General features: G+C 64.5%; 21 protein-coding genes. 14 read left to right on the top strand and 7 right to left on the bottom strand.

Annotation, left to right across the window (positions count from 1 at the left end; translation table 11 throughout):
- Together trpB and LB565_RS17660 are read right to left on the bottom strand one after the other, a co-directional pair.
- Positions 1-1221 (bottom strand): tryptophan synthase subunit beta, encoded by a 1221-nt coding sequence (gene trpB, locus LB565_RS17665; protein WP_224514884.1) that lies wholly within the window; start codon positions 1219-1221, stop codon positions 1-3.
- Between the two features lie 26 nt (positions 1222-1247).
- Complete coding sequence (locus LB565_RS17660) at positions 1248-1907, bottom strand: phosphoribosylanthranilate isomerase (RefSeq protein WP_224586164.1); 660 nt, start codon at positions 1905-1907, stop codon at positions 1248-1250.
- Positions 1908-2017: 110 nt separating this feature from the next.
- Between LB565_RS17660 and LB565_RS17655 the strand changes: the two genes are divergently transcribed.
- Positions 2018-2233, top strand: a complete 216-nt coding sequence (locus LB565_RS17655; RefSeq protein WP_224526008.1) for a hypothetical protein — start codon at positions 2018-2020, stop codon at positions 2231-2233.
- Positions 2234-2517: 284 nt separating this feature from the next.
- On the opposite strand, the gene LB565_RS17650 is transcribed toward LB565_RS17655, so the two are convergent.
- The 4 genes from LB565_RS17650 to LB565_RS17635 all read right to left on the bottom strand — a co-directional run bounded on the left by LB565_RS17650 (position 2518) and on the right by LB565_RS17635 (position 5907).
- A complete protein-coding gene (locus LB565_RS17650; RefSeq protein ID WP_224586162.1) occupies positions 2518-3276 on the bottom strand; it encodes a M48 family metallopeptidase in 759 nt (252 codons plus the stop codon).
- 120 nt (positions 3277-3396) lie between these two features.
- Positions 3397-3876, bottom strand: coding sequence for a DUF2852 domain-containing protein (locus tag LB565_RS17645; protein WP_224586160.1), 480 nt, complete (start codon positions 3874-3876; stop codon positions 3397-3399).
- A 115-nt stretch (positions 3877-3991) separates the two neighbouring features.
- Positions 3992-5134 (bottom strand): benzoate/H(+) symporter BenE family transporter, encoded by a 1143-nt coding sequence (locus tag LB565_RS17640; RefSeq protein ID WP_224586159.1) that lies wholly within the window; start codon positions 5132-5134, stop codon positions 3992-3994.
- Positions 5134-5907, bottom strand: coding sequence for an alpha/beta hydrolase (locus LB565_RS17635; protein WP_224586158.1), 774 nt, complete (start codon positions 5905-5907; stop codon positions 5134-5136). The genes LB565_RS17640 and LB565_RS17635 overlap by 1 nt, the downstream gene beginning before the upstream one ends.
- Before the next feature lie 215 nt (positions 5908-6122).
- On the opposite strand from LB565_RS17635, the gene infC reads away from it, so the two are divergent.
- The 8 genes from infC to LB565_RS17595 all read left to right on the top strand — a co-directional run bounded on the left by infC (position 6123) and on the right by LB565_RS17595 (position 13344).
- Positions 6123-6659 (top strand): translation initiation factor IF-3, encoded by a 537-nt coding sequence (gene infC / locus LB565_RS17630; protein ID WP_140757206.1) that lies wholly within the window; start codon positions 6123-6125, stop codon positions 6657-6659.
- A 225-nt stretch (positions 6660-6884) separates the two neighbouring features.
- Positions 6885-7532, top strand: coding sequence for a methyltransferase family protein (locus tag LB565_RS17625; RefSeq protein ID WP_224586157.1), 648 nt, complete (start codon positions 6885-6887; stop codon positions 7530-7532).
- 363 nt (positions 7533-7895) lie between these two features.
- Complete coding sequence (gene rpmI / locus LB565_RS17620) at positions 7896-8099, top strand: 50S ribosomal protein L35 (protein WP_027166935.1); 204 nt, start codon at positions 7896-7898, stop codon at positions 8097-8099.
- A 37-nt stretch (positions 8100-8136) separates the two neighbouring features.
- Positions 8137-8538, top strand: a complete 402-nt coding sequence (rplT, locus tag LB565_RS17615; protein WP_042637600.1) for a 50S ribosomal protein L20 — start codon at positions 8137-8139, stop codon at positions 8536-8538.
- A 206-nt stretch (positions 8539-8744) separates the two neighbouring features.
- Positions 8745-9797 carry a phenylalanine--tRNA ligase subunit alpha gene (pheS, locus tag LB565_RS17610; protein WP_224586156.1) on the top strand — a complete coding sequence of 351 codons (1053 nt, stop codon included), beginning with the start codon at positions 8745-8747 and terminating at the stop codon, positions 9795-9797.
- A complete protein-coding gene (locus LB565_RS17605) occupies positions 9794-10231 on the top strand; it encodes a GFA family protein (RefSeq protein WP_224586155.1) in 438 nt (145 codons plus the stop codon). Before pheS ends, LB565_RS17605 begins: the two co-directional genes overlap by 4 nt.
- The gene (gene pheT / locus LB565_RS17600; RefSeq protein ID WP_224586154.1) at positions 10228-12636 is read left to right on the top strand and encodes a phenylalanine--tRNA ligase subunit beta; all 2409 of its coding nucleotides are present in this window, start codon (positions 10228-10230) and stop codon (positions 12634-12636) included. The genes LB565_RS17605 and pheT overlap by 4 nt, the downstream gene beginning before the upstream one ends.
- Before the next feature lie 105 nt (positions 12637-12741).
- Entirely contained in the window at positions 12742-13344 is a 603-nt protein-coding gene (locus LB565_RS17595) for a nucleotidyltransferase family protein (RefSeq protein ID WP_224586153.1), read from the top strand.
- An 81-nt stretch (positions 13345-13425) separates the two neighbouring features.
- On the opposite strand, the gene LB565_RS17590 is transcribed toward LB565_RS17595, so the two are convergent.
- The gene (locus LB565_RS17590) at positions 13426-14421 is read right to left on the bottom strand and encodes an aldo/keto reductase (protein ID WP_224586152.1); all 996 of its coding nucleotides are present in this window, start codon (positions 14419-14421) and stop codon (positions 13426-13428) included.
- A 96-nt stretch (positions 14422-14517) separates the two neighbouring features.
- On the opposite strand from LB565_RS17590, the gene LB565_RS17585 reads away from it, so the two are divergent.
- The 5 genes from LB565_RS17585 to LB565_RS17565 all read left to right on the top strand — a co-directional run bounded on the left by LB565_RS17585 (position 14518) and on the right by LB565_RS17565 (position 19700).
- A complete protein-coding gene (locus LB565_RS17585) occupies positions 14518-15408 on the top strand; it encodes a LysR family transcriptional regulator (RefSeq protein WP_224586150.1) in 891 nt (296 codons plus the stop codon).
- A 116-nt stretch (positions 15409-15524) separates the two neighbouring features.
- Entirely contained in the window at positions 15525-16094 is a 570-nt protein-coding gene (locus LB565_RS17580; protein WP_224586148.1) for a cytochrome b, read from the top strand.
- A 65-nt stretch (positions 16095-16159) separates the two neighbouring features.
- Positions 16160-16735 (top strand): YceI family protein, encoded by a 576-nt coding sequence (locus tag LB565_RS17575; protein ID WP_224586146.1) that lies wholly within the window; start codon positions 16160-16162, stop codon positions 16733-16735.
- 281 nt (positions 16736-17016) lie between these two features.
- The gene (locus LB565_RS17570; RefSeq protein WP_224586144.1) at positions 17017-18003 is read left to right on the top strand and encodes a Gfo/Idh/MocA family protein; all 987 of its coding nucleotides are present in this window, start codon (positions 17017-17019) and stop codon (positions 18001-18003) included.
- Between the two features lie 41 nt (positions 18004-18044).
- Positions 18045-19700 carry an FAD-binding dehydrogenase gene (locus LB565_RS17565; RefSeq protein WP_224586141.1) on the top strand — a complete coding sequence of 552 codons (1656 nt, stop codon included), beginning with the start codon at positions 18045-18047 and terminating at the stop codon, positions 19698-19700.
- Positions 19701-19727 lie beyond the last annotated feature (27 nt).

Below are 19727 nucleotides of genomic sequence, written 5' to 3'. Positions count from 1 at the left end.
TCAGATCTCCATGCCCAGCATGTTGGCCACCGTATGCACGTCCTTGTCGCCGCGGCCGGACAGGTTGACGATGACGAGCTGATCCTTGTCCATCTTCGGCACGATCTTCATCGCGTGGGCGATGGCATGCGCCGATTCCAGCGCCGGGATGATGCCTTCGACCCGGGTGGTGAGCTGGAAGGCTTCCAGCGCCTCGTCGTCGAGGATTGGTTCGTATTGGACGCGGCCGGAATCGCGCAGCCAGGAATGCTCGGGACCGACGCCGGGATAATCGAGGCCGGCCGAGATCGAATGGCCGTCGAGGATCTGGCCGTCCGAGTTCTGCAGCAGATAGGTGCGGTTGCCATGCAGCACGCCTGGCTTGCCGGCACTCATCGATGCGCAATGCTCAATGCCGTCAAGGCCGCGCCCGCCGGCTTCGATGCCGATGATGCGCACATCCTTGTCGTCGAGGAAGGGATGGAACAAACCGATGGCGTTGGAGCCGCCGCCGACGGCGGCGATGATGACATCGGGCAGCCGGCCTTCCTGCTCCAGCATCTGGGCGCGGGCTTCCGTGCCGATCACTGACTGGAAGTCGCGCACCAGCTCCGGATAGGGATGCGGGCCGGCGGCGGTGCCGATCAGGTAATAGGTGTCCTCGACATTGGTGACCCAATCGCGCAGGGCCTCGTTCATGGCGTCCTTCAGCGTGCCGTGGCCGGCGGTGACCGGCCGCACTTCGGCGCCGAGCAGCTTCATGCGGAACACGTTGGGACTCTGGCGGGCGACGTCGGTGGCGCCCATGTAGACGACGCAGGGATAGCCGAAGCGCGCGGCGACGGTGGCCGAGGCGACGCCATGCTGGCCGGCGCCGGTTTCGGCGATGATGCGCTTCTTGCCCATGCGCTTGGCAAGCAGGATCTGGCCAAGGCAGTTGTTGATCTTGTGCGAGCCGGTGTGGTTGAGGTCCTCGCGCTTGAAATAGACCTTCGCGCCGCCGAGATGCTTCGTCAGGCCCTCGGCGAAATAGAGCTTTGACGGCCGCCCGGCATAATGGGTCGACAGGTTCTGCAGCTCGGCCTTGAACTCGGGATCGGTCTTGGCCTTGTTCCACTGCTCTTCCAGATCGAGGATCAGCGGCATCAGCGTCTCGGCGACGAAGCGGCCGCCGAAAATGCCGAACATGCCCTGCTCGTCGGGCCCGGTGCGGAAGGAATTGGGCATTGCCGGCTTATTCATCGCCGATCTCCTGATGTGAATTGTATTCAGGCGGCGCGGTCGTCGCGCGCGGCCCCGACGGCCCGGAAAAACTGCTCGATCAGCGCCGGATCCTTGACGCCCGGAGCGCTTTCCACGCCGGACGAAACGTCTATTCCGGGCGGGCTTGCCTGTCTCAGGGCATCGCCGATATTGGCGGCGTTGAGCCCTCCGGAAAGCATGTATTCGACGCCGGCGTCAAGGCCGGCAAGGGCACGCCAGTCGAAGGCGACGCCGTTGCCGCCTGGCAATTGCGATCCCTTCGGCGGCTTGGCGTCGAAGAGAAAACAGTCGGCGACGCCGACAAAGGGTTTTACCCGCTCCAGATCCGCCGCCTCGCTGACCGACAGCGCCTTCATGACGGGGAGACCATAGCGGGCCTTGAGTTCCGCCACGCGCTCGGGCGTTTCCGAGCCATGCAGCTGCAGCATGTCCGGCTGCATCTTGGCGACGATCTCGTCGAGGAAAGCATCATCGGCATCGACGGTGACGGCGACCGCCTTGGCCTTGCCGCGCGCCGCTTCGCGCAGGCGCCCGGCCTCGGCGGGCTCGACATAGCGCGGGCTTTTGGCGAAGAAAATAAAGCCGACATGGCTGGCGCCGCCGGCGAGGGCAACGGCCATCGCGGCGTCGGTCTTCAGTCCGCAGATCTTGATGTCGAGCGTCATGGCGCGGGCTTGGCACGAAACGGGAAAAGAGTCGAGAAAAAGCATGCTGTTGCCGGTCCGGCGGAAAACACTACCTTCATATAGGAACCACAGGCGGGAGCAGAATAATGATGGCCGACCGGACCGTCGCCGAACTGAAGCAGAAGATCGCGCAGGCGCGCGAGGTGATCGCGCATCTGATGGACAAAGCCGCCTTCAACGGCGCCGAGGCGCACCGCGCGCTGGAGTATTTTGGCAGCGATACGTTTGATCGGGATTTTTTGCCGTGGCCGCATACCGAGGAAGGACTGCGGCCGGAAGAGCTGAACGCCGCGAATGACGATTGAGGGGGTTCCGCAGGGCGAGGGAACCACGCCGTCGTCATCCTCGGGCTTGACCCGAGGATCCATGCCGTTACATCGGCCGGAGGGCGCTACGATGGAGGGTGTTAGCGTTCTTCTCCAAAGACATAGCTGCTTCTTGGACCGTTGCGGCGCTCATGCGTCACGGCATGGATTCTAGGGTCTGCGCGCGTCGCTTCGCTCCTTGCTCCGCCCTAGAATGACGACGGTGAGATGGCTCGGCTAATCTCCAGTGTTGCTCGGCTAGCGGCGGCGCCCCGCTCCCGCTCCTACTCAAACATAATCGCCTGCAGGGCGCCGCCGTTGCGCTTCAGCCAGTCCTTGCAGCGATCCGTGTCGGGGCAAAGCTTCTCGCACAGTCTCCAGAATTTCGGGCCGTGGTTCATCTCTTTCAGATGCGCCACCTCATGCGCCACCAGGTAGTTTATCACCGCCGGCGGCGCCATCATGATGCGCCACGAGAAGGAGAGATTGCCCTCCGAGGTACATGACCCCCAGCGGCTGGAGGTATCCTTGTACCTTATCGCCTTGGCGCGCTTGCCGATCGCCTCGGTGTGCTTGACTACCAGTCTCTCGATCTCCTTCTTCGCCTCGCGCTTGAGGTGGTCGGCGATGCGGCGCGGCAGATGGATGCGCTCGCCATGGACGATCAGCACCGGGCCGCGCTCGTCGCGCGAGACGGTGATGGTGCCGCGCTTGGAAGGCTCATGGACGATGCGGTGCGGCACGCCGCGGATCGGGATCCTGATGCCGGGGCGGACCTGCGGCCTCGTCGGCACTTTGGCCAGCCGCTGTTCCAGCCAGTCCTGGTGGCGGTCGAGGAATTTCTCCACCTCGCCCCGGCGCAAGCCGGGCGGCACGGTGACGCGCAGGCCCTGGCCGCCGGAATCGATGCGCAGCGTGAGCCGCCTGGCCCTGGCGCTTTCAACGATTTTCAGCGGCAGCGTGCGGCCGGCGACACAATATTCGCGCTCCACGACAGGCGTGGGCTTTGGCTTGGTCAGGTTGCGAAAGAAGCCGAGGGTCATGGCTGGACGATACGCGATTCGAAAAAAACGGCCAGTGGAGGGAAGCACCATGGAGAACAAAAAAGAAACGGCGCCGCTAAACGCGACGCCGCATATCATACCGAGATGTGTCGCGGGATCTCAGTCGTCGAGCAGGTTGGTACCTTTGCCGCCTTCCGGACCCGCCTTGTCGGTCGAGCCGGTCGAGGTCGGCGCGGTCGACTTGTTGCGGTTGGCCATGAAGCGGTCGAACTCTTCCTGGTCCTTGGCGCGGCGCAGTTCGCGGGCGTACTCGTCGAACTCGGAGAGCATCTCGTCCAGCTTGCGGCGCTCCTCGGCGAGGCGCTCGAGTTCCTTCTCGCGCCAATCGTCGAAGGCGACGTTGCCGGTGCGGGCCGGGCCGTGGCCCCAGCGGGCCGCCTTTTCGGAGCGACGACGGCAACCGGTGAAGATGCCGTCCGTGGCGCGGTTGACGTCGCGCTTGAAGCCTTCCAACCGGTCGCCCCAGATGATGTAGGCGAGCATGGCGAAGCCGAGCGGCCAGAAGACCATGAAGCCGATGACCATCAGCGCGATGGTGGCCGGCGTCCAGGCCGGACGGATCAATGCACTTGTGTTCATTTCTCCCAATCCTTCCATTGGAGACAGCCAAACCGGCTGCGTGGAATCGAAATGGGAAGGCGAAATCGGCGATTCAAGACAAGTCCGGCCAAAACCGGCGAAGCATCTGAAATGATTATCGCTTTTTGAGCTTTTCCAGGAAAAGCACTGCCATTCCGGCAACCAGCCCCCAAAATGCCGCGCCGACGCCGAAAAGCGTGAGCCCCGAAGCCGTCACGGCGAAGGTTATGGTGGCCGGCATGCGTTCGGCCTCGTCCTTGAGCGCGATCGACAACGCATTGGCCAAGGGCGCAGTCAAGGCGAGCCCTGCGACCAGCACGATCAGGCTTTGCGGCAGGACGGCGAAGATCGCCACCAGCGAGGCGCCGAAGATCGCGAAGATGAGATAGGCAAGCGCATAGAACGGCCCGGTCTTCCAGCGTTCGGCCGGGTCGGGATGGACATCGGGGCCGGTGCAGATTGCCGCCGAGATCGCCGCAAGATTAGTGGTCGCGGCGCCGAACGGCGCCGAGAGCAGCGAAAACAGACCGGTGACGCCGATCAGCGGACCAGGCTCCGGATGGTAGCCCGCGGCGCGCAGCACCGCGAGACCGGAAAGGTTCTGCGAGGCCATGGTGACGAGATAGAGCGGCAAGGCAAGGCCGATGATCGCCGAGGCGGTGAATTGCGGCGCAATGAACGTCAATGTCGACAGTTCCGGCGCCGGCAGGCTGCCGACGCGGCCGGTGAGGAAGGCGGCGAGGCCGCCGCCGATCAGCACCACCAGCACCGACAAAGCCGGGTTGAACAGCCGGATGACGAAGAAGGCGGCGATCAGCGGCAGGATCAGCCAAGGGTCGGCGGGAATGGCTTTCACCGGATTGACGGCAAAGCTGACCAGGATGCCGGCCAGCATGCCGGACGCGACTGAGGCCGGGATTTTCGCGATCAGCCTGGTCAATGGCTTGAACAGGCCGGTGGCGACCAGAAGGACGCCGGTGACCATGAAGGCGCCGACGGCCTGCGGCATCGTAAAACCGCTGGATGCCCCGATCAGCGCCAGGCCAGGCGTCGACCAGGCAGTGATGACCGGCATTTTCGTGCGCCAGGACAGCCACAGGCATTCAATGACCATGGCCAGGCAGATCGCGGTGACACCGCTTGCGGTCTCGATCTGGGTCGCGCCGACCGCCTTGGCGGCGGCGATGACGAGAGCCAGCGTGCCGCCAAAGCCGACGATTGCCGCGACGAAGGCGGATATCGGGATGGAGATGCGCATTATGCGGCGGCCCGCCTGACCATGTCGCCGACGATCCGTGAGAGCATTTCGAGATCCTCGGGACGGGACAGGCGATGATCGCCGTCCGGGATCAGCGACAGCGTCACGTCGTCGGCGGGCAGCATCGCGGCCAGCTTCAGCGCATGGCCGGACGGCACATCCGGATCGGCAAGGCCTTGCAGGATGTGCACCGGGCAATGGGTGTCGATCGGCCCGGTCATCACCCGGTTGGCGCGGCCGTCCTCGATCAGCGCGCGCGTATAGACATAGGGCTCGTCCGAATAGTCCGACGGTTCGGCGAAGAAGCCCTTTTCCTCCAGATCGCGGCGTTGAGCGTCGGTCAGCACCGGCTCGATCAGCTCGACGGTGAAGTCCGGCGCCGGGGCGAGCAGCACCAGGCCGGCAACGCGCGTGTCGCCCGCCTTGCGCAGTTCCTGCACCATGCGCAGCGCGATCCAAGCGCCCATCGAGGAGCCGACCAGGATCTGCTTGCCCTTGCTGAACCGCCGGAAGACGGCAAGGCTCTCGGCAACCCATCTGGAGATCGTGCCTTCGGCGAATTCGCCGCCCGACTCGCCATGACCGGAATAGTCGTGACGCAGATAGGTATGGCGCTCGCGAGCGGCCCAGGCGGCAAGCGCCTCGGCTTTCGTGCCCAACATGTCGGACTTGTAACCGCCGAGCCAGACCACGCCGGGCGCCGCGCCGCGCGCCTGCCTGACGGCGATGTTCGACCCGTCCACATCGATGAAAACCGGAGTGCTGGCGGCCATGAGCTTGTCCTTTCGGCCGGTCTTTTTGGCACAGGCCGGGGTTCAACGAAAAGTGCTCGCGGCGTTTCTTTGCTTGGTGCAGACAATTGCCGGACAGGAGGTGATTTTCCGGCGCGGCTATGCTATTGACTCCGGCCGCGCGCTCACCACATAGGCGCGTCCACCTGTTTGAACCTAAAGAACCCCTGAACGAAACGGCCGAGGAGACCACGACCATTCGCAGACCTTTCAAAGCAGCGGCACCCACCAAGGATGGGCCGCGCTCCAACCGAGACATCCGGGTGCCCCGGGTCCAGCTTATCGACGCCGACGGTCAGAACCGAGGCGATGTTTCCATCAACGACGCATTGCTGCTGGCCGAGGAGGCCGGGCTCGATCTGGTCGAGATATCGCCCAATGCGGTGCCGCCAGTCGTCAAGATCCTCGATCTCGGCAAGCTGAAATACGCCAACCAGAAGAAGGCGGCTGAAGCGCGCAAGAACCAGAAGGTCATCGAGATCAAGGAGATCAAGATGCGCCCGAACATCGACAGCCATGACTACGAGACCAAGATGAAGGCCGTGCGGCGCTTCTTCGAGGAAGGCGACAAGGTCAAGCTGACGCTGCGCTTCCGCGGCCGCGAGATGGCGCATATGGAGCTCGGCATGCAGCTCCTGAACAAGGTGCGCGAGGAAACCTCGGCGATCGCCAAGGTCGAGGCGGAGCCCAAGCTCGAAGGCCGCCAGATGATGATGGTTCTGGCGCCGCGCTAATCAAGGATGGCGCGGCTGTCTAAGCGCCGCGTCCATCACGGTTTCGAGAGTTGCCGGGCTCTTTATATCCTGCACTAAAATCCGCCCGAATTGCCGGGCACTGCGTCCCGACGATCGGCGGGGCGCCTGTTTTCAATCCGATCGCCAAAGATCGACGATCGCTTCGCGATCGCGAGCAAGCGACGATCGGCTTTTGCCGATCGCGAACCAACGATCGGATGGGTCATGGTCGATGAAGTGAAGGTCCCAGCCGACAAACAGACTGAGGGGTTGGGCGGCTACCAGCACATGCGCAGGATCGTGCTGGCGGTGCTGGTCGTGGTGCTGTTCTGCGCGCTTCTTTTCGGTCAATCGAGCTTCCCACCCGAGACCTGGATGCACGAGTCGATCGAGATGTTCGGCGTGCTTCTGATCTTTCTCGGGATTGTCGGGCGGCTGTGGTCGACGCTCTATATCGGCGGGCGCAAATCCGCCGAAGTGGTCACGGGCGGGCCTTATTCGATCACCCGCAACCCGCTCTATCTGTTCTCGACCGTGGCTGCCGCCGGGGTTGGGGCGCAGATCGGCTCGTTCAGCGGCATCATCCTGTTCTCGCTGCTCTGCGCCGGCGCCTTCCACATCGTCATCCTGCGCGAGGAGCGGTACCTGAAGGAAGTGCTCGGCGCGCCCTACCAGGCCTATCTCGCCAAGGTGCCGCGCTTCTTCCCGAACCTGGCGCTCTACCAGGAAGGCGATACCGGCAGCTTCAGGCCGCGCCTGCTCTTGAACACGCTGCTCGACGGACTGGTGTTCCTGGTCGCGCTGCCGGCCTTCGAGCTGATCGACAGCATGCAGCAGTCGGGGATGCTGCCGGTGTGGTTCACGCTGCCTTAGGGACGGTGATGTTCAGGTGAGGCCGGCCTGCAAATGGCGGCTTCCTGCGCTTCCGGTGCTCACGTATGAAAAGTACGCTCCGCTCCGGTTCTCGGAACCCACCCAGTTTGGTCGCTTCGCGCCCGTCTTCGACTCCGACTCGGCCTGACCTGAATCTCAACCGTTCCTGCCGGCGCACGGCGGGGACAGCGCGTCGCATGGCTTGAGGTGTTGCGTACTGGCCGTCTTTGATCTATAGCACCGCGGTTCCAAGAAAACCGCCCGGCAGGGCATGCCGTGGCGGTTTCATTTGCTTTTCGGGCTTTGGTCGGCCCGAAGCGAGAAAAGAAGCGCGATGGTGCGCCACCAATACGGAGTAGCAAAATGCCCAAGATGAAGACCAAATCGGCCGCCAAGAAGCGGTTCAAGATTACTGCCACCGGCAAGGTGCTGTCGGCTGCCGCCGGCAAGCGCCACGGCATGATCAAGCGTTCCAACAAGTTCATTCGCGATGCCCGCGGCACGATGGTTCTGGCTGAACCGGATGGCAAGAAGGTCATCAAGAATTTTCTGCCGAACGGCCTCTAATCCCTCGGCTTGGACAACGTTTTAAGGAGATCATGACATGGCACGCGTAAAGAGAGGCGTCACCGCCCACGCCAAGCACAAGAAGGTCCTGAAAGCCGCCAAGGGTTTCTACGGCCGCCGCAAGAACACCATCCGCATCGCCAAGCAGGCGGTGGAGAAGTCGCTGCAGTATGCCTACCGCGACCGCAAGAATCGCAAGCGCTCGTTCCGCGCGCTGTGGATCCAGCGCATCAACGCCGCGACCCACGAGCATGGCCTGACCTATGGCCGCTTCATCGACGGCCTCAACAAGGCCGGCATCGAGATCGACCGCAAGGTTCTTTCGGACATGGCCATCCACGAGCCGCAGGCCTTCGCCGCGCTGGTCGCCAAGGCCAAGGTCGCGCTCGAATATCTGAAGAACACCACGCCGAATGCTTTTGAGAGCGCTGTCGCCTAAGCCAGCGCTTCCCAAGCATACGCAATTCTGATTTGGGGAACCCGCGCTGGCACGGCTGGCGCGGGTTCTTTTTTTGGCCCCGATGTAACCAAAATGGCACCCGCGTAACCAAAATGGTGACGCACGCTGAATGCTAGTCATCCAATCGAGAGAGTTTCGCCGTGAACGCCACCACTGGAAATCTTGAAACCCTTGAAGCTTCTCTGATGGCCGAAATCGCGGCTGCGACCGACGAGGCCGCGATCGAGGCGGTGCGCGTCTCGGCGCTCGGCAAGAAGGGCTCGGTATCCGAAATGCTGAAGACGCTGGGCGCGATGAGCGCCGAGGAGCGCCAGGTGAAGGGCCCGGCGATCAATGGGTTGAAGAACCGCATCACCGAAGCGCTCAGCCAGCGCAAGGCGGAGCTGAAGGATGTGGCCATCGCCGCGCGGCTCGCCGCCGAGAAAGTCGATGTCACGCTCCCCGTTCGCCAGTCGCCGGCCGAGCGCGGCCGCATCCATCCGATCAGCCAGGTGATCGACGAGATCGCGGCGATCTTCGGCGACCTCGGCTTCGCGATCGCCGAAGGCCCGGACATCGAGACGGACTACTACAATTTCACGGCGCTGAATTTCCCCGAGGGGCATCCGGCGCGCGAGATGCATGACACCTTCTTCTTCCAGCCGGACGAGAAGGGCGAGCGCAAGCTGTTGCGCACGCACACCTCGCCCGTGCAGATCCGCACCATGGAACGGCAGAAGCCGCCGATCCGCATCGTCATCCCCGGCAAGACCTACCGGCAGGATTCCGACGCCACCCACTCGCCGATGTTCCACCAGGTCGAGGGGCTGGTGGTCGACAAATCGGCCAATGTCGCCAATATGAAGTGGGTGCTGGAGGAGTTCTGCAAGGCCTTCTTCGAGGTGCCGTCGGTCAAGATGCGCTTCCGCCCCTCTTTCTTCCCGTTTACCGAGCCCAGCCTCGAGGTCGACATCCAGTGCGACCGCTCGCGTCCGGGCGAGGTGCGCTTCGGCGAAGGGTCCGACTGGATGGAGATCCTGGGCTGCGGCATGGTGCATCCCAACGTGCTGCGCGCCGGCGGGCTCGATCCCGACGAATATCAGGGCTTCGCCTGGGGCATGGGCATCGACCGCATCGCCATGCTGAAATACGGCATGCCGGACCTGCGCGCCTTCTTCGATGCGGACGTGCGCTGGCTGTCGCATTACGGCTTCCGGCCGCTCGACCTGCCGACGCTGTTCGGGGGACTGTCTGCATGACGGCACCTCACACCGGCGGCTGCCGTTGCGGCGCGGTGCGGTTCGAGGCCTCGGCCGAGCCGCATCACATCAGCTATTGCCATTGCGGCGATTGCCGGCGCGCGACGGGCGCGCCGGTATCGGCTTTTGTCGGCTTCATGGCCGACCAGGTCGCGCTCAACGGCAAATCGCTGAAAAGCTACCGCAACGGCCCGGTGGAGCGCTCGTTCTGCGGCATCTGCGGCTCGCCCATCGCCTATACCGATCAGCGGCTCGACAACCGGATCTATTTCATGCTCGGCGCCATGGACATGCCGGCCTATTTCAGGCCGACCGTGCATGCGCATGTGCGCGAGCAGCTGCCTTTCCTGCATATGCCCGACGCATTGCCGCGCGAGCTGAAGACCAGCGTGCCCCGGCCCGAAGAACAAAGACCCTCGGAAACACAGTCATGAAATTCACCCTCTCCTGGCTCAAGGACCATCTCGAGACCGACGCCTCGCTTGCCGAGATCGTCGAGCGGCTGACCGCGATCGGTCTCGAAGTCGAGCATGTCGATGACAAGGCCGGCCTGAAACCTTTCGTCATCGCCAAAGTGTTGACGGCAGTGCAGCATCCGGACGCCGACCGGCTGCGCGTGCTGACCGTCGACACCGGCGACGGCAAGCCGCCGGTGCAGGTGGTGTGCGGCGCGCCCAATGCCCGCGCGGGCATGATCGGCGCCTTCGCGGCGCCTGGCACCTATATTCCCGGCATCGACGTGACGCTCTCGGTCGGCAAGATCCGCGGCGTCGAAAGCCACGGCATGATGTGCTCGGAACGCGAGCTGGAAATCTCCGACGAGCATAACGGCATCATCGATTTGCCGAAGGACGCGCCGGTCGGCACCAGCTTCGCCGCCTATGCGCGTCTCGACGATCCGGTGATCGAGATCAATCTGACGCCGAACCGGCCGGACGCGACCAGCGTCTACGGCATCGCGCGCGATCTCGCGGCGAGCGGACTCGGCCGGCTTACGGGCGGCGCGATCATGCCGCATGTCGGCAATGGCATGTGCCCGGTCAAGGTCAAGATCGAGGCGCCGGAACTCTGCCCCGGCTTCGCGCTGACGCTGGTGACCGGCGTGAAGAACGGCCCATCGCCGAAATGGCTGCAACAGCGGCTGATCGCCATCGGCTTGCGCCCGATCAGCGCCTTGGTCGACATCACCAACTATGTCACCTTCGACCGCGGCCGGCCGCTGCATGTCTTCGACGCCAACAAGGTCGCCGGCAACCTCGTCGTGCGCCGCGCCAAGCAAGGCGAGACGGTACTGGCGCTTGACGGGCGCGAATACACGCTGACACCGGAAATGTGCGTGATCGCCGACGACAATGGCGTCGAATCGATCGCCGGCATCATGGGCGGCGAGCATTCGGGCTGCGACGAGAACACAACCGACGTGCTGATCGAATCGGCGCTCTGGGATCCGATCACGACGGCCCGCACCGGCCGCACGCTCGGCATCATCAGCGATGCGCGCTATCGTTTCGAGCGCGGCGTCGACCCCGAGTTCATGGTGCCGGGTGTCGAGCTTGCGACCAAGCTGGTGCTTGAGTTCTGCGGCGGGACGCCGACGGAAATCGAAGTGGCGGGCTATGCCGGCCACAAGCCGAAGATCATCTTCTTCCCGCTCTCGGAAGTGAAGCGGCTGACCGGCATCGAGGTGCCAAGAGAGGAAGCGCTCAGCATCCTGACGCGGCTCGGCTTCGAGCCGCGCAGCTCGGGCGAGACCGTCGAGGTGAAGGTGCCGTCCTGGCGGCCGGATATCGACGGCAAGGCGGATCTGGTCGAGGAGGTGATGCGCATCCACGGCGTCGACAACATAGCGCCGCAGCCGCTTACCTCGCATGACGCGGTCAACGGCAAGATCCTGACCACGCTGCAGCTGCGCACCCGCGCAGCCAAACGCGCGCTCGCCGTGCGCGGCATGATGGAGGCCGTGACCTGGTCGTTCATCCCCGCAAAGCACGCCGAGCTGTTCGGCGGCGGCCAGAACGGCCTGAAACTCGCCAACCCGATCGCCGCCGACATGTCCGACATGCGGCCCTCGCTGCTGCCCGGGCTGATCGCGGCCGCGCAGCGCAATGCCGACCGCGGCATCGGCGATGTGGCTCTGTTCGAGGTCTCCGGCACCTATGAAGGCGACATGGCCGACCAGCAGCGGCGCGTCGCAGCCGGCGTGCGGCGCGGCACGGCCAAGCTCGACGGCTCGGGCCGGAGCTGGTCCGGCAATACGGGGCCGGTCGGCGTGTTCGACGCCAAGGCAGACGCGATCGCGGCGCTCGAAGCCTGCGGCGCGCCGGTCGACCGGCTGCAGATCGAGCCCGGCGGTCCGGCCTGGTATCATCCCGGGCGCTCGGGCACGATCAAGCTCGGCCCCAAGACCGTGCTCGGCACATTCGGCGAGTTCCATCCGAAGACGCTCGAAACGCTCGATGTGTCCGGTCCGATCTGCGGCTTCGAGGTTTTCGTCGATGCCGTGCCGGAACCGAAGGCCAAGCCGACGCGCACCAAGCCGAAGCTGGAGCTCTCCCCGTTCCAGGCGGTGAAGCGCGATTTTGCTTTCGTCGTCGACAGGTCGGTGGAAGCCGGCACGCTGGTGCGGGCAGCGCTCGCGGCCGACAAGAAGCTGGTCACCGGCGTTTCGGTGTTCGACGTGTTCGAGGGCGCGTCGCTCGGTGCGGCCAAGAAATCGATCGCCATCGAGGTCTCGATCCAGCCGGTCGAAAAGACGCTGACCGACGAGGATTTCGAGGCGCTCGCAAAACGCATCGTCGAGAACGTCAACAAGCAGACGGGCGGCGTTCTGAGGGCGTAGCGCGTCTCTGCCTTACGCAATTCCGGGCGGAAAACCGCTGTGCACTTTTCCTGGAACTGCTTCTGAGGATTGCCGGAGCATGGCGAATCGCTCTCCAAAAGAGCGATGGACCATCTCCGCTATTCCGGCCTTGCCTTCGAAGAACAGCGCGCGGCGTTCCTCGCCATCGTTGCGGGCGACCCGCTGCTCAATGAAACGCTGACGCGCGTGCGCCAACTCGCGCTGCCCGATTGGCTGGTGGTTTCCGGCGCGCTCTACAACAGCGTCTGGAACCATCTGACCGGCAAGCCGCCGGGCTACGGCATCAAGGATGTCGACCTGTTCTATTTCGATGACACGGATTTATCCTACGAGGCCGAGGACGCGGTGATCCGCCGGGCGGCGGTGCATTTCGAGGGGTTGGCACTGCCGGTCGAGGTACGCAACCAGGCGCGGGTGCATCTGTGGTATCCGGTGAAGTTCGGGCAGGAATGCCCGCGCTATGCCAGCGCGAGTGAATCGGTGAGCTATTTTGCGTCGAAGACGCATGCGGTCGGGGTGCGGTACGGCGCCGACGGAGCTCTGGAGCTAGTGGCGCCGTTCGGGCTCGACGACCTTTTTTCGTTTCGCATCACACCGAACCGGGTGCTGGACAATCAGCGGACGCATGAGGCGAAGGGGAGAAGGGCGCAGGAGTACTGGCCGGAGATTGAGGTGGTGCCGTGGTAGGACATTAGAAAAGTCGGCGGGACAGAGAGGGGGGCCTCGCGCCGACCTTTCCTAGGGGGCGCCGAAGCGCCCTTTCAACTATCACCCGTTCACCAGCGCCAGCAATTCCTCCGTGTAGCGCTTGCCGACGACCTTGTCAGGCGACAGCGCATCACCGATCGCCGCGACCTCGACCGCGCTCAGCTCGATATTCGCCGAGGCCGTGTTCTGCTCAAGGTGCCGAATCTTCCTTGCGCCGGGGATCGGCACGATGAAATCGCCCTGGTGCAGCACCCAGGCGAGCGCCAGCTGCGCCGGCGTCACTCCCTTTTCAGCCGCCATCTTCTCCAGCACAGCAATGACCGCGTTGTTGGCTTCCATGGCCTCGGCCTGGAAGCGCGGCAAAGTGAGGCGCCAGTCGCCGGCGCCGAGGGCGTCCGGCTTGCTGATCGCGCCGGTGAGCAAGCCGCGGCCGAGCGGGCTGTAGGGGACGAAGCCGATGCCGAGCTCGCGGCAGACGGCGAAGACCTCGTCCTCGGGATCGCGGCTCCACAGCGAATATTCGCTTTGCACGGCGGCGATCGGGTGCACGGCATGCGCCCGGCGCAGCGTTGCGCCGCTCACCTCCGACAGGCCGAGCGCCCGGACCTTGCCCTCGCGCACCAGTTCGGCCATGGCGCCGACCGTATCCTCGATCGGCACGTTGGGGTCGACGCGGTGCTGGTAATAGAGGTCGATCACGTCCGTATCGAGCCGCTTCAGCGAGGCTTCGGCCACCGCCTTGACGTGCTCGGGACGGCTGTCGACGCCAATCATACGGTCGGTGCCCGAGCCGTGCTCGGAAATCTTGAAGCCGAATTTGGTGGCGATGGTCACCTTGTCGCGCACCGGCTTCAGCGCCTTACCGAGCAGGATCTCGTTCTCATATGGACCATAGACTTCGGCCGTATCGAAGAAGGTCACGCCGATTTCGACGGCGCGGCGCAGCGTCGCGATCGCTTCCGCCTCCGGCTGGCCGCCATAGCCGAAGCTCATGCCCATGCAGCCGAGGCCGACGGGGAAGACTTCGAGTTCAGTTCCAAGTTTGCGGGTTTTCATGGCGCATCTCCTTGTTGCGATGGGCAAGAGATAGCGCCTCGCGATGCGTTCGATAATTCTTTCTCTTTTGTACGGCTTGCTCTATAAAATAGAACAATGAACCGGACGAACCTTTCACAACTCGCTGTGCTTGCCTCGGTCGCCCAATGCGCCAGCTTCCGCGGCGCCGCCCGCGAGCTCGGCATCGCGCCCTCGGCGGTGAGCCATGCGGTATCGAGCCTGGAAGCACGGCTCGGCGTTCGGCTGCTCGCGCGCAGCACGCGCAGCGTGGCTCCGACCGAAGAAGGCGCGCAGCTTTTGGAACGGCTGCGGCCGGCCCTGTCCGAGATCGACCTGGCGCTGGAAACGGCGGTCGAGGCGCGCGACCGGCCGGCCGGCAATCTCAGGCTCAGCGTGCCGCGCACCGCCGCGCATCTGGTGCTGACACCGCGGCTCGGCGCCTTTGCCGCCGCCTATCCCGATATCGTGCTGGAGATTGTCATCGAGGACCGCTTCACCGATGTCGTCGAGGGCGGCTTCGACGCCGGCGTGCGGCTCGGCGAAAGCCTGCAGCGTGATATGATCGCGGTGCGGATCGGACCCGAAATCCGCGGCGCGGTGGTCGCAGCGCCCTCCTATTTCGCTTCTATGCCCAAGCCGCGCCATCCGCGTGACCTCAACGGCCACCGCTGCATCCGCTTCCGTTTCTCCAGCGGCATCCTTTACCGCTGGGAGTTCGAGAAGGACGGCGAGGAAATAGAGATGGCGGTCGAGGGACCTCTAATCCTCGACGAGGATCATCTGATCGCCCAGGCGGCGGTCGACGGCGCCGGCTTGGCCTTCGTCTTCGAGCCCTATGTGCGGGCGCCGCTCGCCGACGGCAGGCTGATCCGCGTGCTGGAAGACTGGTGCCCGCCCTTCGACGGCTTCTTCGTCTATTATCCCAGCCGCCGGCAAATGCGGCCGGCGCTCAGGGCCTTCGTGGATTTCTTCAAAGTGAGCGGGTAGGAGGCGATTGCGGAACGAAGCCGTCGCTTCGGTTCGCATCCACTTACCGACATTGGCGCCGCCGACATTGGCTGCACATCTCGGAAGAAAGCCGGCGCCGGCTTCGTTCGCCTCGCATGCAATCTCTCACCAACACCCCGACCCGCTATGGCTGGGCGATGATCGTCCTTCACTGGCTGATCGGCATCATCTTCATCGGTCAGTTTGTGCTCGGCGTCGTCATGGTGCGGATCGAAAGCCAGCGAACGTCCTTCGAGCTGATCCAGTTGCACAAATCCTTCGGCTTCCTGCTGCTCGGCCTGATCATCCTGCGCATCGCCTGGCGGCTCGGCAATGCGGCGCCGCCCTTGCCGGCTGCGGTCGGAACGCTGGAGCGCAGGACCGCACCGCTCGCGCATTTCGCGCTCTATGCGTTTCAGATCGCGCTGCCTCTTTCCGGCTGGGCGCTGGTCTCGGTGTCGACGCTGGAGATCCCGACCATGCCGTTCAATCTCTTCGTGATGCCCAATCTGCCGCTGGCCGAATCCGACGCTTCGGAAAGCTTCTGGGCTTCCGCGCACTGGTATCTCGCCTATGCCGGCATCGCGCTGGTGGCGCTGCACATCGCAGCGGCCCTGCGCCACCATTTCCTGCTGCGCGATATGGTGCTGACGCGCATGATCACACCTTCGTCAGGCAGGGAATAGAACTGCGCCATCATTCGTTGGTGGGGCGAGAACGCAGAAAAACGTATCTGCGGAAGGAAGAACCCATGAACGCGCGTATCCTCGGATTGGCGGCTTTTGCCGCTTGCCTTACTATGCCTGCCGTTGCCGCGGTGGCGCTCAGCGACGCCGCAGGCAGCTACACGATCAGCCCGTCGGCCTCCTCGATCCGCTTTACCATCGGCAAGGCCGGCGGCGGTGGCTTCGACGGCGCCTTCGGCCGTTTCAAGGGCACGATCCGCATCGACAATGGCGATGTCGGCCGCTCCAAGGTGGACCTCACCATCTATCCCGAAAGCGTCGGCACCGGGCAGGGCCGCATCGACGCCTTCCTGCGCTCCGACGCCGTGTTCGACGCCGCCAACAATCCGGAGATCCAGTTCCGCTCTACAAACGTGACGCGCACCGGCGACACGACGGCGGTGGTGACCGGCCGGCTGACGGCGCGCCGCAAGACGTTTCCGGAAAAATTCACGGCCGAGCTCGCCGGATTGAAGGGCGGGACCATCAAATTCCACGTCACCGGCAAGGTTCTGCGGTCGCGCTATGGCATGGATGTCGGCACGCCGCTCTATTCCAATGTCGTCGATTTCGACATGATGCTGACGGGCAAGAGGGGTTAGGCGCAGTCCCTTTCCTCGCCCCGGCAAAGCGGGGGAGAGGGGACTCGGGCGAAGCCCGAGACGGAGCGGGGGGAGACCTTCGCGACGGCAGAGCCCTTGCAAGCTGGCGATCATGAGGCGGCTCCGGCAACCCGGCGCTCTATGAAGACCCCTCTCCGTCCCGGCTTCGCCGAGCCACCTCTCCCCACTGCGTGGGGCGAGGAAGGGAGCTTCTCCCACATTGGCTTTTCCCTCGATTTGGGGCACACCTCCATCGATGTAACCGTCATGGGAGAAGCGTGATGTTCCGATGGGGTGTTCTGTCGACGGCAAAGATCGGCCGCGAGCAGCTTTTGCCGGCAATCGTGGAATCGGAGAACGGCGTCCTGTCGGCGATCGCCAGCCGAGACCTGTCGAAGGCCAAGGCACTGGGCGAGCGTTTCGGCGCCTGTCATGCGTTCGGCTCCTATGAGGACCTGCTCGCCTGCAAGCAGGTCGACGGCGTCTACATTCCGCTGCCCACCTCCCAGCATGTCGAATGGACGGCAAAGGCGATCGAGGCCGGGAAGCATGTGCTGGTGGAAAAACCGCTGGCGCTCGACGCCAAGGACATCCCGCCGCTGATCAAGCTGCGCGACGAGAAGAAGGTGCTGGTCTGCGAAGCCTTCATGGTCACCTACCACCCGCAATGGATCAAGGTGCGCGACCTCATTGCCGGCGGCGCCATCGGTCGGCTGCGCCATGTGCAGGGCGCGTTCTCCTACTACAATGTCGACCCCAAGAACATGCGCAACCAGCTCGATCTCGGCGGTGGCGCGCTGCCCGACATCGGCGTCTATCCGACCGTGTCGACGCGCTTTTCGACCGGCAAGGAGCCTATCCGCGTCCAGGCCAATATCGAGCGCGACAAGAATTTCGGCACCGACATCTATTCCTCGATCCGCGCCGATTTCGGCGATTTCGAGCTGTCCTTCTATCTCTCGACGCAGATGGCGGCGCGGCAGGTGATGGTGTTCCACGGCGAGAAGGGCTTCATCGAGGTCTTCGCCCCCTTCAATGCCGGGCTCTACGACCACCACCGCATCGAGCTGCACAACCAGAACCACACCGAGGCGCAGGTGTTCCGCTTCCCGGGCACGCAGCAATACCGGCTGGAGTGCGAAGCCTTCGTGCGCGCCGCCCAGGGCGGCAAGGACCGCGTCTTCACCCTGGAGGAATCGGTGCTCAACCAGAAAGTCATCGACGCCATCTTCCGCGCCGGGGACAAGGACGGCTGGGAGCCCATCTGAGGCTTCGCAATAAGTTTTGCCGGCTGGTTCTGGGAGGAAAGATGGCTGACGCGGACGTGATCATTGTCGGCGCGGGGCTGGCCGGCCTCGTCGCCGCGGCCGAGCTGACCGACGCCGGCAGGAAGATCATCATCGTCGACCAGGAGCCGGAACAGTCGCTGGGCGGCCAGGCTTTCTGGTCGTTCGGCGGGCTGTTCCTGGTCGATTCGCCCGAGCAGCGGCGCATGCGCATCCGCGATTCGCACGACCTCGCGCTCAAGGACTGGATGGGCACGGCCGCCTTCAACAGGCCAGAGGATTTCTGGCCGCGCAAATGGGCGGAAGCCTATGTCGGCTTCGCCGCCGGCGAGAAGCGCTCCTGGCTGATCGAGCGGGGCTTGAGATTCTTCCCCGTGGTCGGCTGGGCCGAGCGCGGTGGCGGCAACGCGACCGGCCACGGCAACTCGGTGCCGCGCTTCCACATCACCTGGGGCACCGGGCCCGGCGTGCTGGAGCCTTTCGTGCAGCGCGTGCGCGAGGCGCAGAAGCGCGGGCTGGTCGCGTTCAAGTTCCGCCACCGGGTCAACGAGATCATCCGCACAGGCGATACGGTGACGGGCGTGCGCGGCGATATGCTGGAACCGAGCAGCGTTGAGCGCGGCCGCAAGAGCTCGCGCGCCGTGACCGGCGCGTTCGAGCTCAGCGCGCAAGCGGTGATCGTCGCTTCCGGCGGCATCGGCGGCAATCACGAGCTGGTGCGCCAGAACTGGCCGTCGCGCCTGGGCGCGCCGCCGAAGCGGATGATCACCGGCGTGCCCGACCATGTCGACGGCCGCATGCTGGCGATCACCGAGGCTGCCGGGGGCTCGATCATCAACCGCGACCGCATGTGGCACTATGTCGAGGGCATCAAGAACTGGGCGCCGATCTGGACCGAGCACGCGATCCGCATCCTGCCCGGCCCCTCCTCGCTTTGGCTCGACGCGCGCGGCAAAAGGCTGCCGGTGCCACTCTATCCGGGCTTCGACACGCTGGGCACGCTCAGCCACATCATGAGCACCGGCTTCGATTATTCCTGGTTCATCCTGACCAAAAAGATCATCCAGAAGGAGTTCGCGCTGTCGGGCTCCGAGCAGAACCCCGACCTCACCGGAAAAAGCTGGCGGCAGGTGCTGGGCCGCGCGACATCGGGAATTCCCGGCCCGGTGAAAGCCTTCATGGAAAAGGGCGAGGATTTCATCGTCGAGGCCGACCTTGCGAAACTGGTGGCGCGGATGAACGCGCTGGCCGGCGGCGAGCCGCTGCTGGAGGTCGCCCTGGTCGAGCAGGAGATCCGCGCCCGCGACAGGCAACTCGACAATCCGTTCTCGAAGGACGCCCAGGTCACCGCGCTGCGCGGCGCCCGGGCCTATCTAGGCGACAGGCTGATCCGCACCGCCAAGCCGCACAAGATGCTCGATCCGGCGAACGGCCCGCTGATCGCGGTGCGCCTCAACATCCTGACCCGCAAGACGCTGGGTGGCCTGCAGACGGACCTCGACAGCCGCGTGCTCGATGCCGCCGGCCGGCCGGTGCCAGGTCTCTACGCTGTGGGCGAAGCCGCCGGTTTCGGCGGCGGCGGCGTGCATGGCTATGCGGCGCTGGAAGGCACGTTCCTCGGCGGCTGCATTTTTTCGGGACGCAGCGCCGGGCGGGCGGCGGCGAAAGCGGTCGGCTGAGCGCATGGGCCGGCGGCCGCGAGGCGA

The sequence above is a fragment of the Mesorhizobium sp. CA14 genome, from assembly GCF_020165195.1.
GTDB lineage: Bacteria > Pseudomonadota > Alphaproteobacteria > Rhizobiales > Rhizobiaceae > Mesorhizobium.
Note: the sequence above shows the minus strand (reverse complement) of the source record. Positions and strands in the feature narration are given on the sequence as shown.

Excerpts from the sequence above, each read along its gene's own strand:
- trpB (WP_224514884.1), bottom strand. The coding sequence starts at position 1,221 with ATGAATAAGCCGGCAATGCCCAATTCCTTCCGCACCGGGCCCGACGAG.
- LB565_RS17660 (WP_224586164.1), bottom strand. The coding sequence starts at position 1,907 with ATGACGCTCGACATCAAGATCTGCGGACTGAAGACCGACGCCGCGATG.
- LB565_RS17655 (WP_224526008.1), top strand. The coding sequence starts at position 2,018 with ATGGCCGACCGGACCGTCGCCGAACTGAAGCAGAAGATCGCGCAGGCG.
- LB565_RS17650 (WP_224586162.1), bottom strand. The coding sequence starts at position 3,276 with ATGACCCTCGGCTTCTTTCGCAACCTGACCAAGCCAAAGCCCACGCCT.
- LB565_RS17645 (WP_224586160.1), bottom strand. The coding sequence starts at position 3,876 with ATGAACACAAGTGCATTGATCCGTCCGGCCTGGACGCCGGCCACCATC.
- LB565_RS17640 (WP_224586159.1), bottom strand. The coding sequence starts at position 5,134 with ATGCGCATCTCCATCCCGATATCCGCCTTCGTCGCGGCAATCGTCGGC.
- LB565_RS17635 (WP_224586158.1), bottom strand. The coding sequence starts at position 5,907 with ATGGCCGCCAGCACTCCGGTTTTCATCGATGTGGACGGGTCGAACATC.
- LB565_RS17625 (WP_224586157.1), top strand. The coding sequence starts at position 6,885 with ATGGTCGATGAAGTGAAGGTCCCAGCCGACAAACAGACTGAGGGGTTG.
- rpmI (WP_027166935.1), top strand. The coding sequence starts at position 7,896 with ATGCCCAAGATGAAGACCAAATCGGCCGCCAAGAAGCGGTTCAAGATT.
- rplT (WP_042637600.1), top strand. The coding sequence starts at position 8,137 with ATGGCACGCGTAAAGAGAGGCGTCACCGCCCACGCCAAGCACAAGAAG.
- pheS (WP_224586156.1), top strand. The coding sequence starts at position 8,745 with ATGGCCGAAATCGCGGCTGCGACCGACGAGGCCGCGATCGAGGCGGTG.
- LB565_RS17605 (WP_224586155.1), top strand. The coding sequence starts at position 9,794 with ATGACGGCACCTCACACCGGCGGCTGCCGTTGCGGCGCGGTGCGGTTC.
- pheT (WP_224586154.1), top strand. The coding sequence starts at position 10,228 with ATGAAATTCACCCTCTCCTGGCTCAAGGACCATCTCGAGACCGACGCC.
- LB565_RS17595 (WP_224586153.1), top strand. The coding sequence starts at position 12,742 with ATGGACCATCTCCGCTATTCCGGCCTTGCCTTCGAAGAACAGCGCGCG.
- LB565_RS17590 (WP_224586152.1), bottom strand. The coding sequence starts at position 14,421 with ATGAAAACCCGCAAACTTGGAACTGAACTCGAAGTCTTCCCCGTCGGC.
- LB565_RS17585 (WP_224586150.1), top strand. The coding sequence starts at position 14,518 with ATGAACCGGACGAACCTTTCACAACTCGCTGTGCTTGCCTCGGTCGCC.
- LB565_RS17580 (WP_224586148.1), top strand. The coding sequence starts at position 15,525 with ATGCAATCTCTCACCAACACCCCGACCCGCTATGGCTGGGCGATGATC.
- LB565_RS17575 (WP_224586146.1), top strand. The coding sequence starts at position 16,160 with ATGAACGCGCGTATCCTCGGATTGGCGGCTTTTGCCGCTTGCCTTACT.
- LB565_RS17570 (WP_224586144.1), top strand. The coding sequence starts at position 17,017 with ATGTTCCGATGGGGTGTTCTGTCGACGGCAAAGATCGGCCGCGAGCAG.
- LB565_RS17565 (WP_224586141.1), top strand. The coding sequence starts at position 18,045 with ATGGCTGACGCGGACGTGATCATTGTCGGCGCGGGGCTGGCCGGCCTC.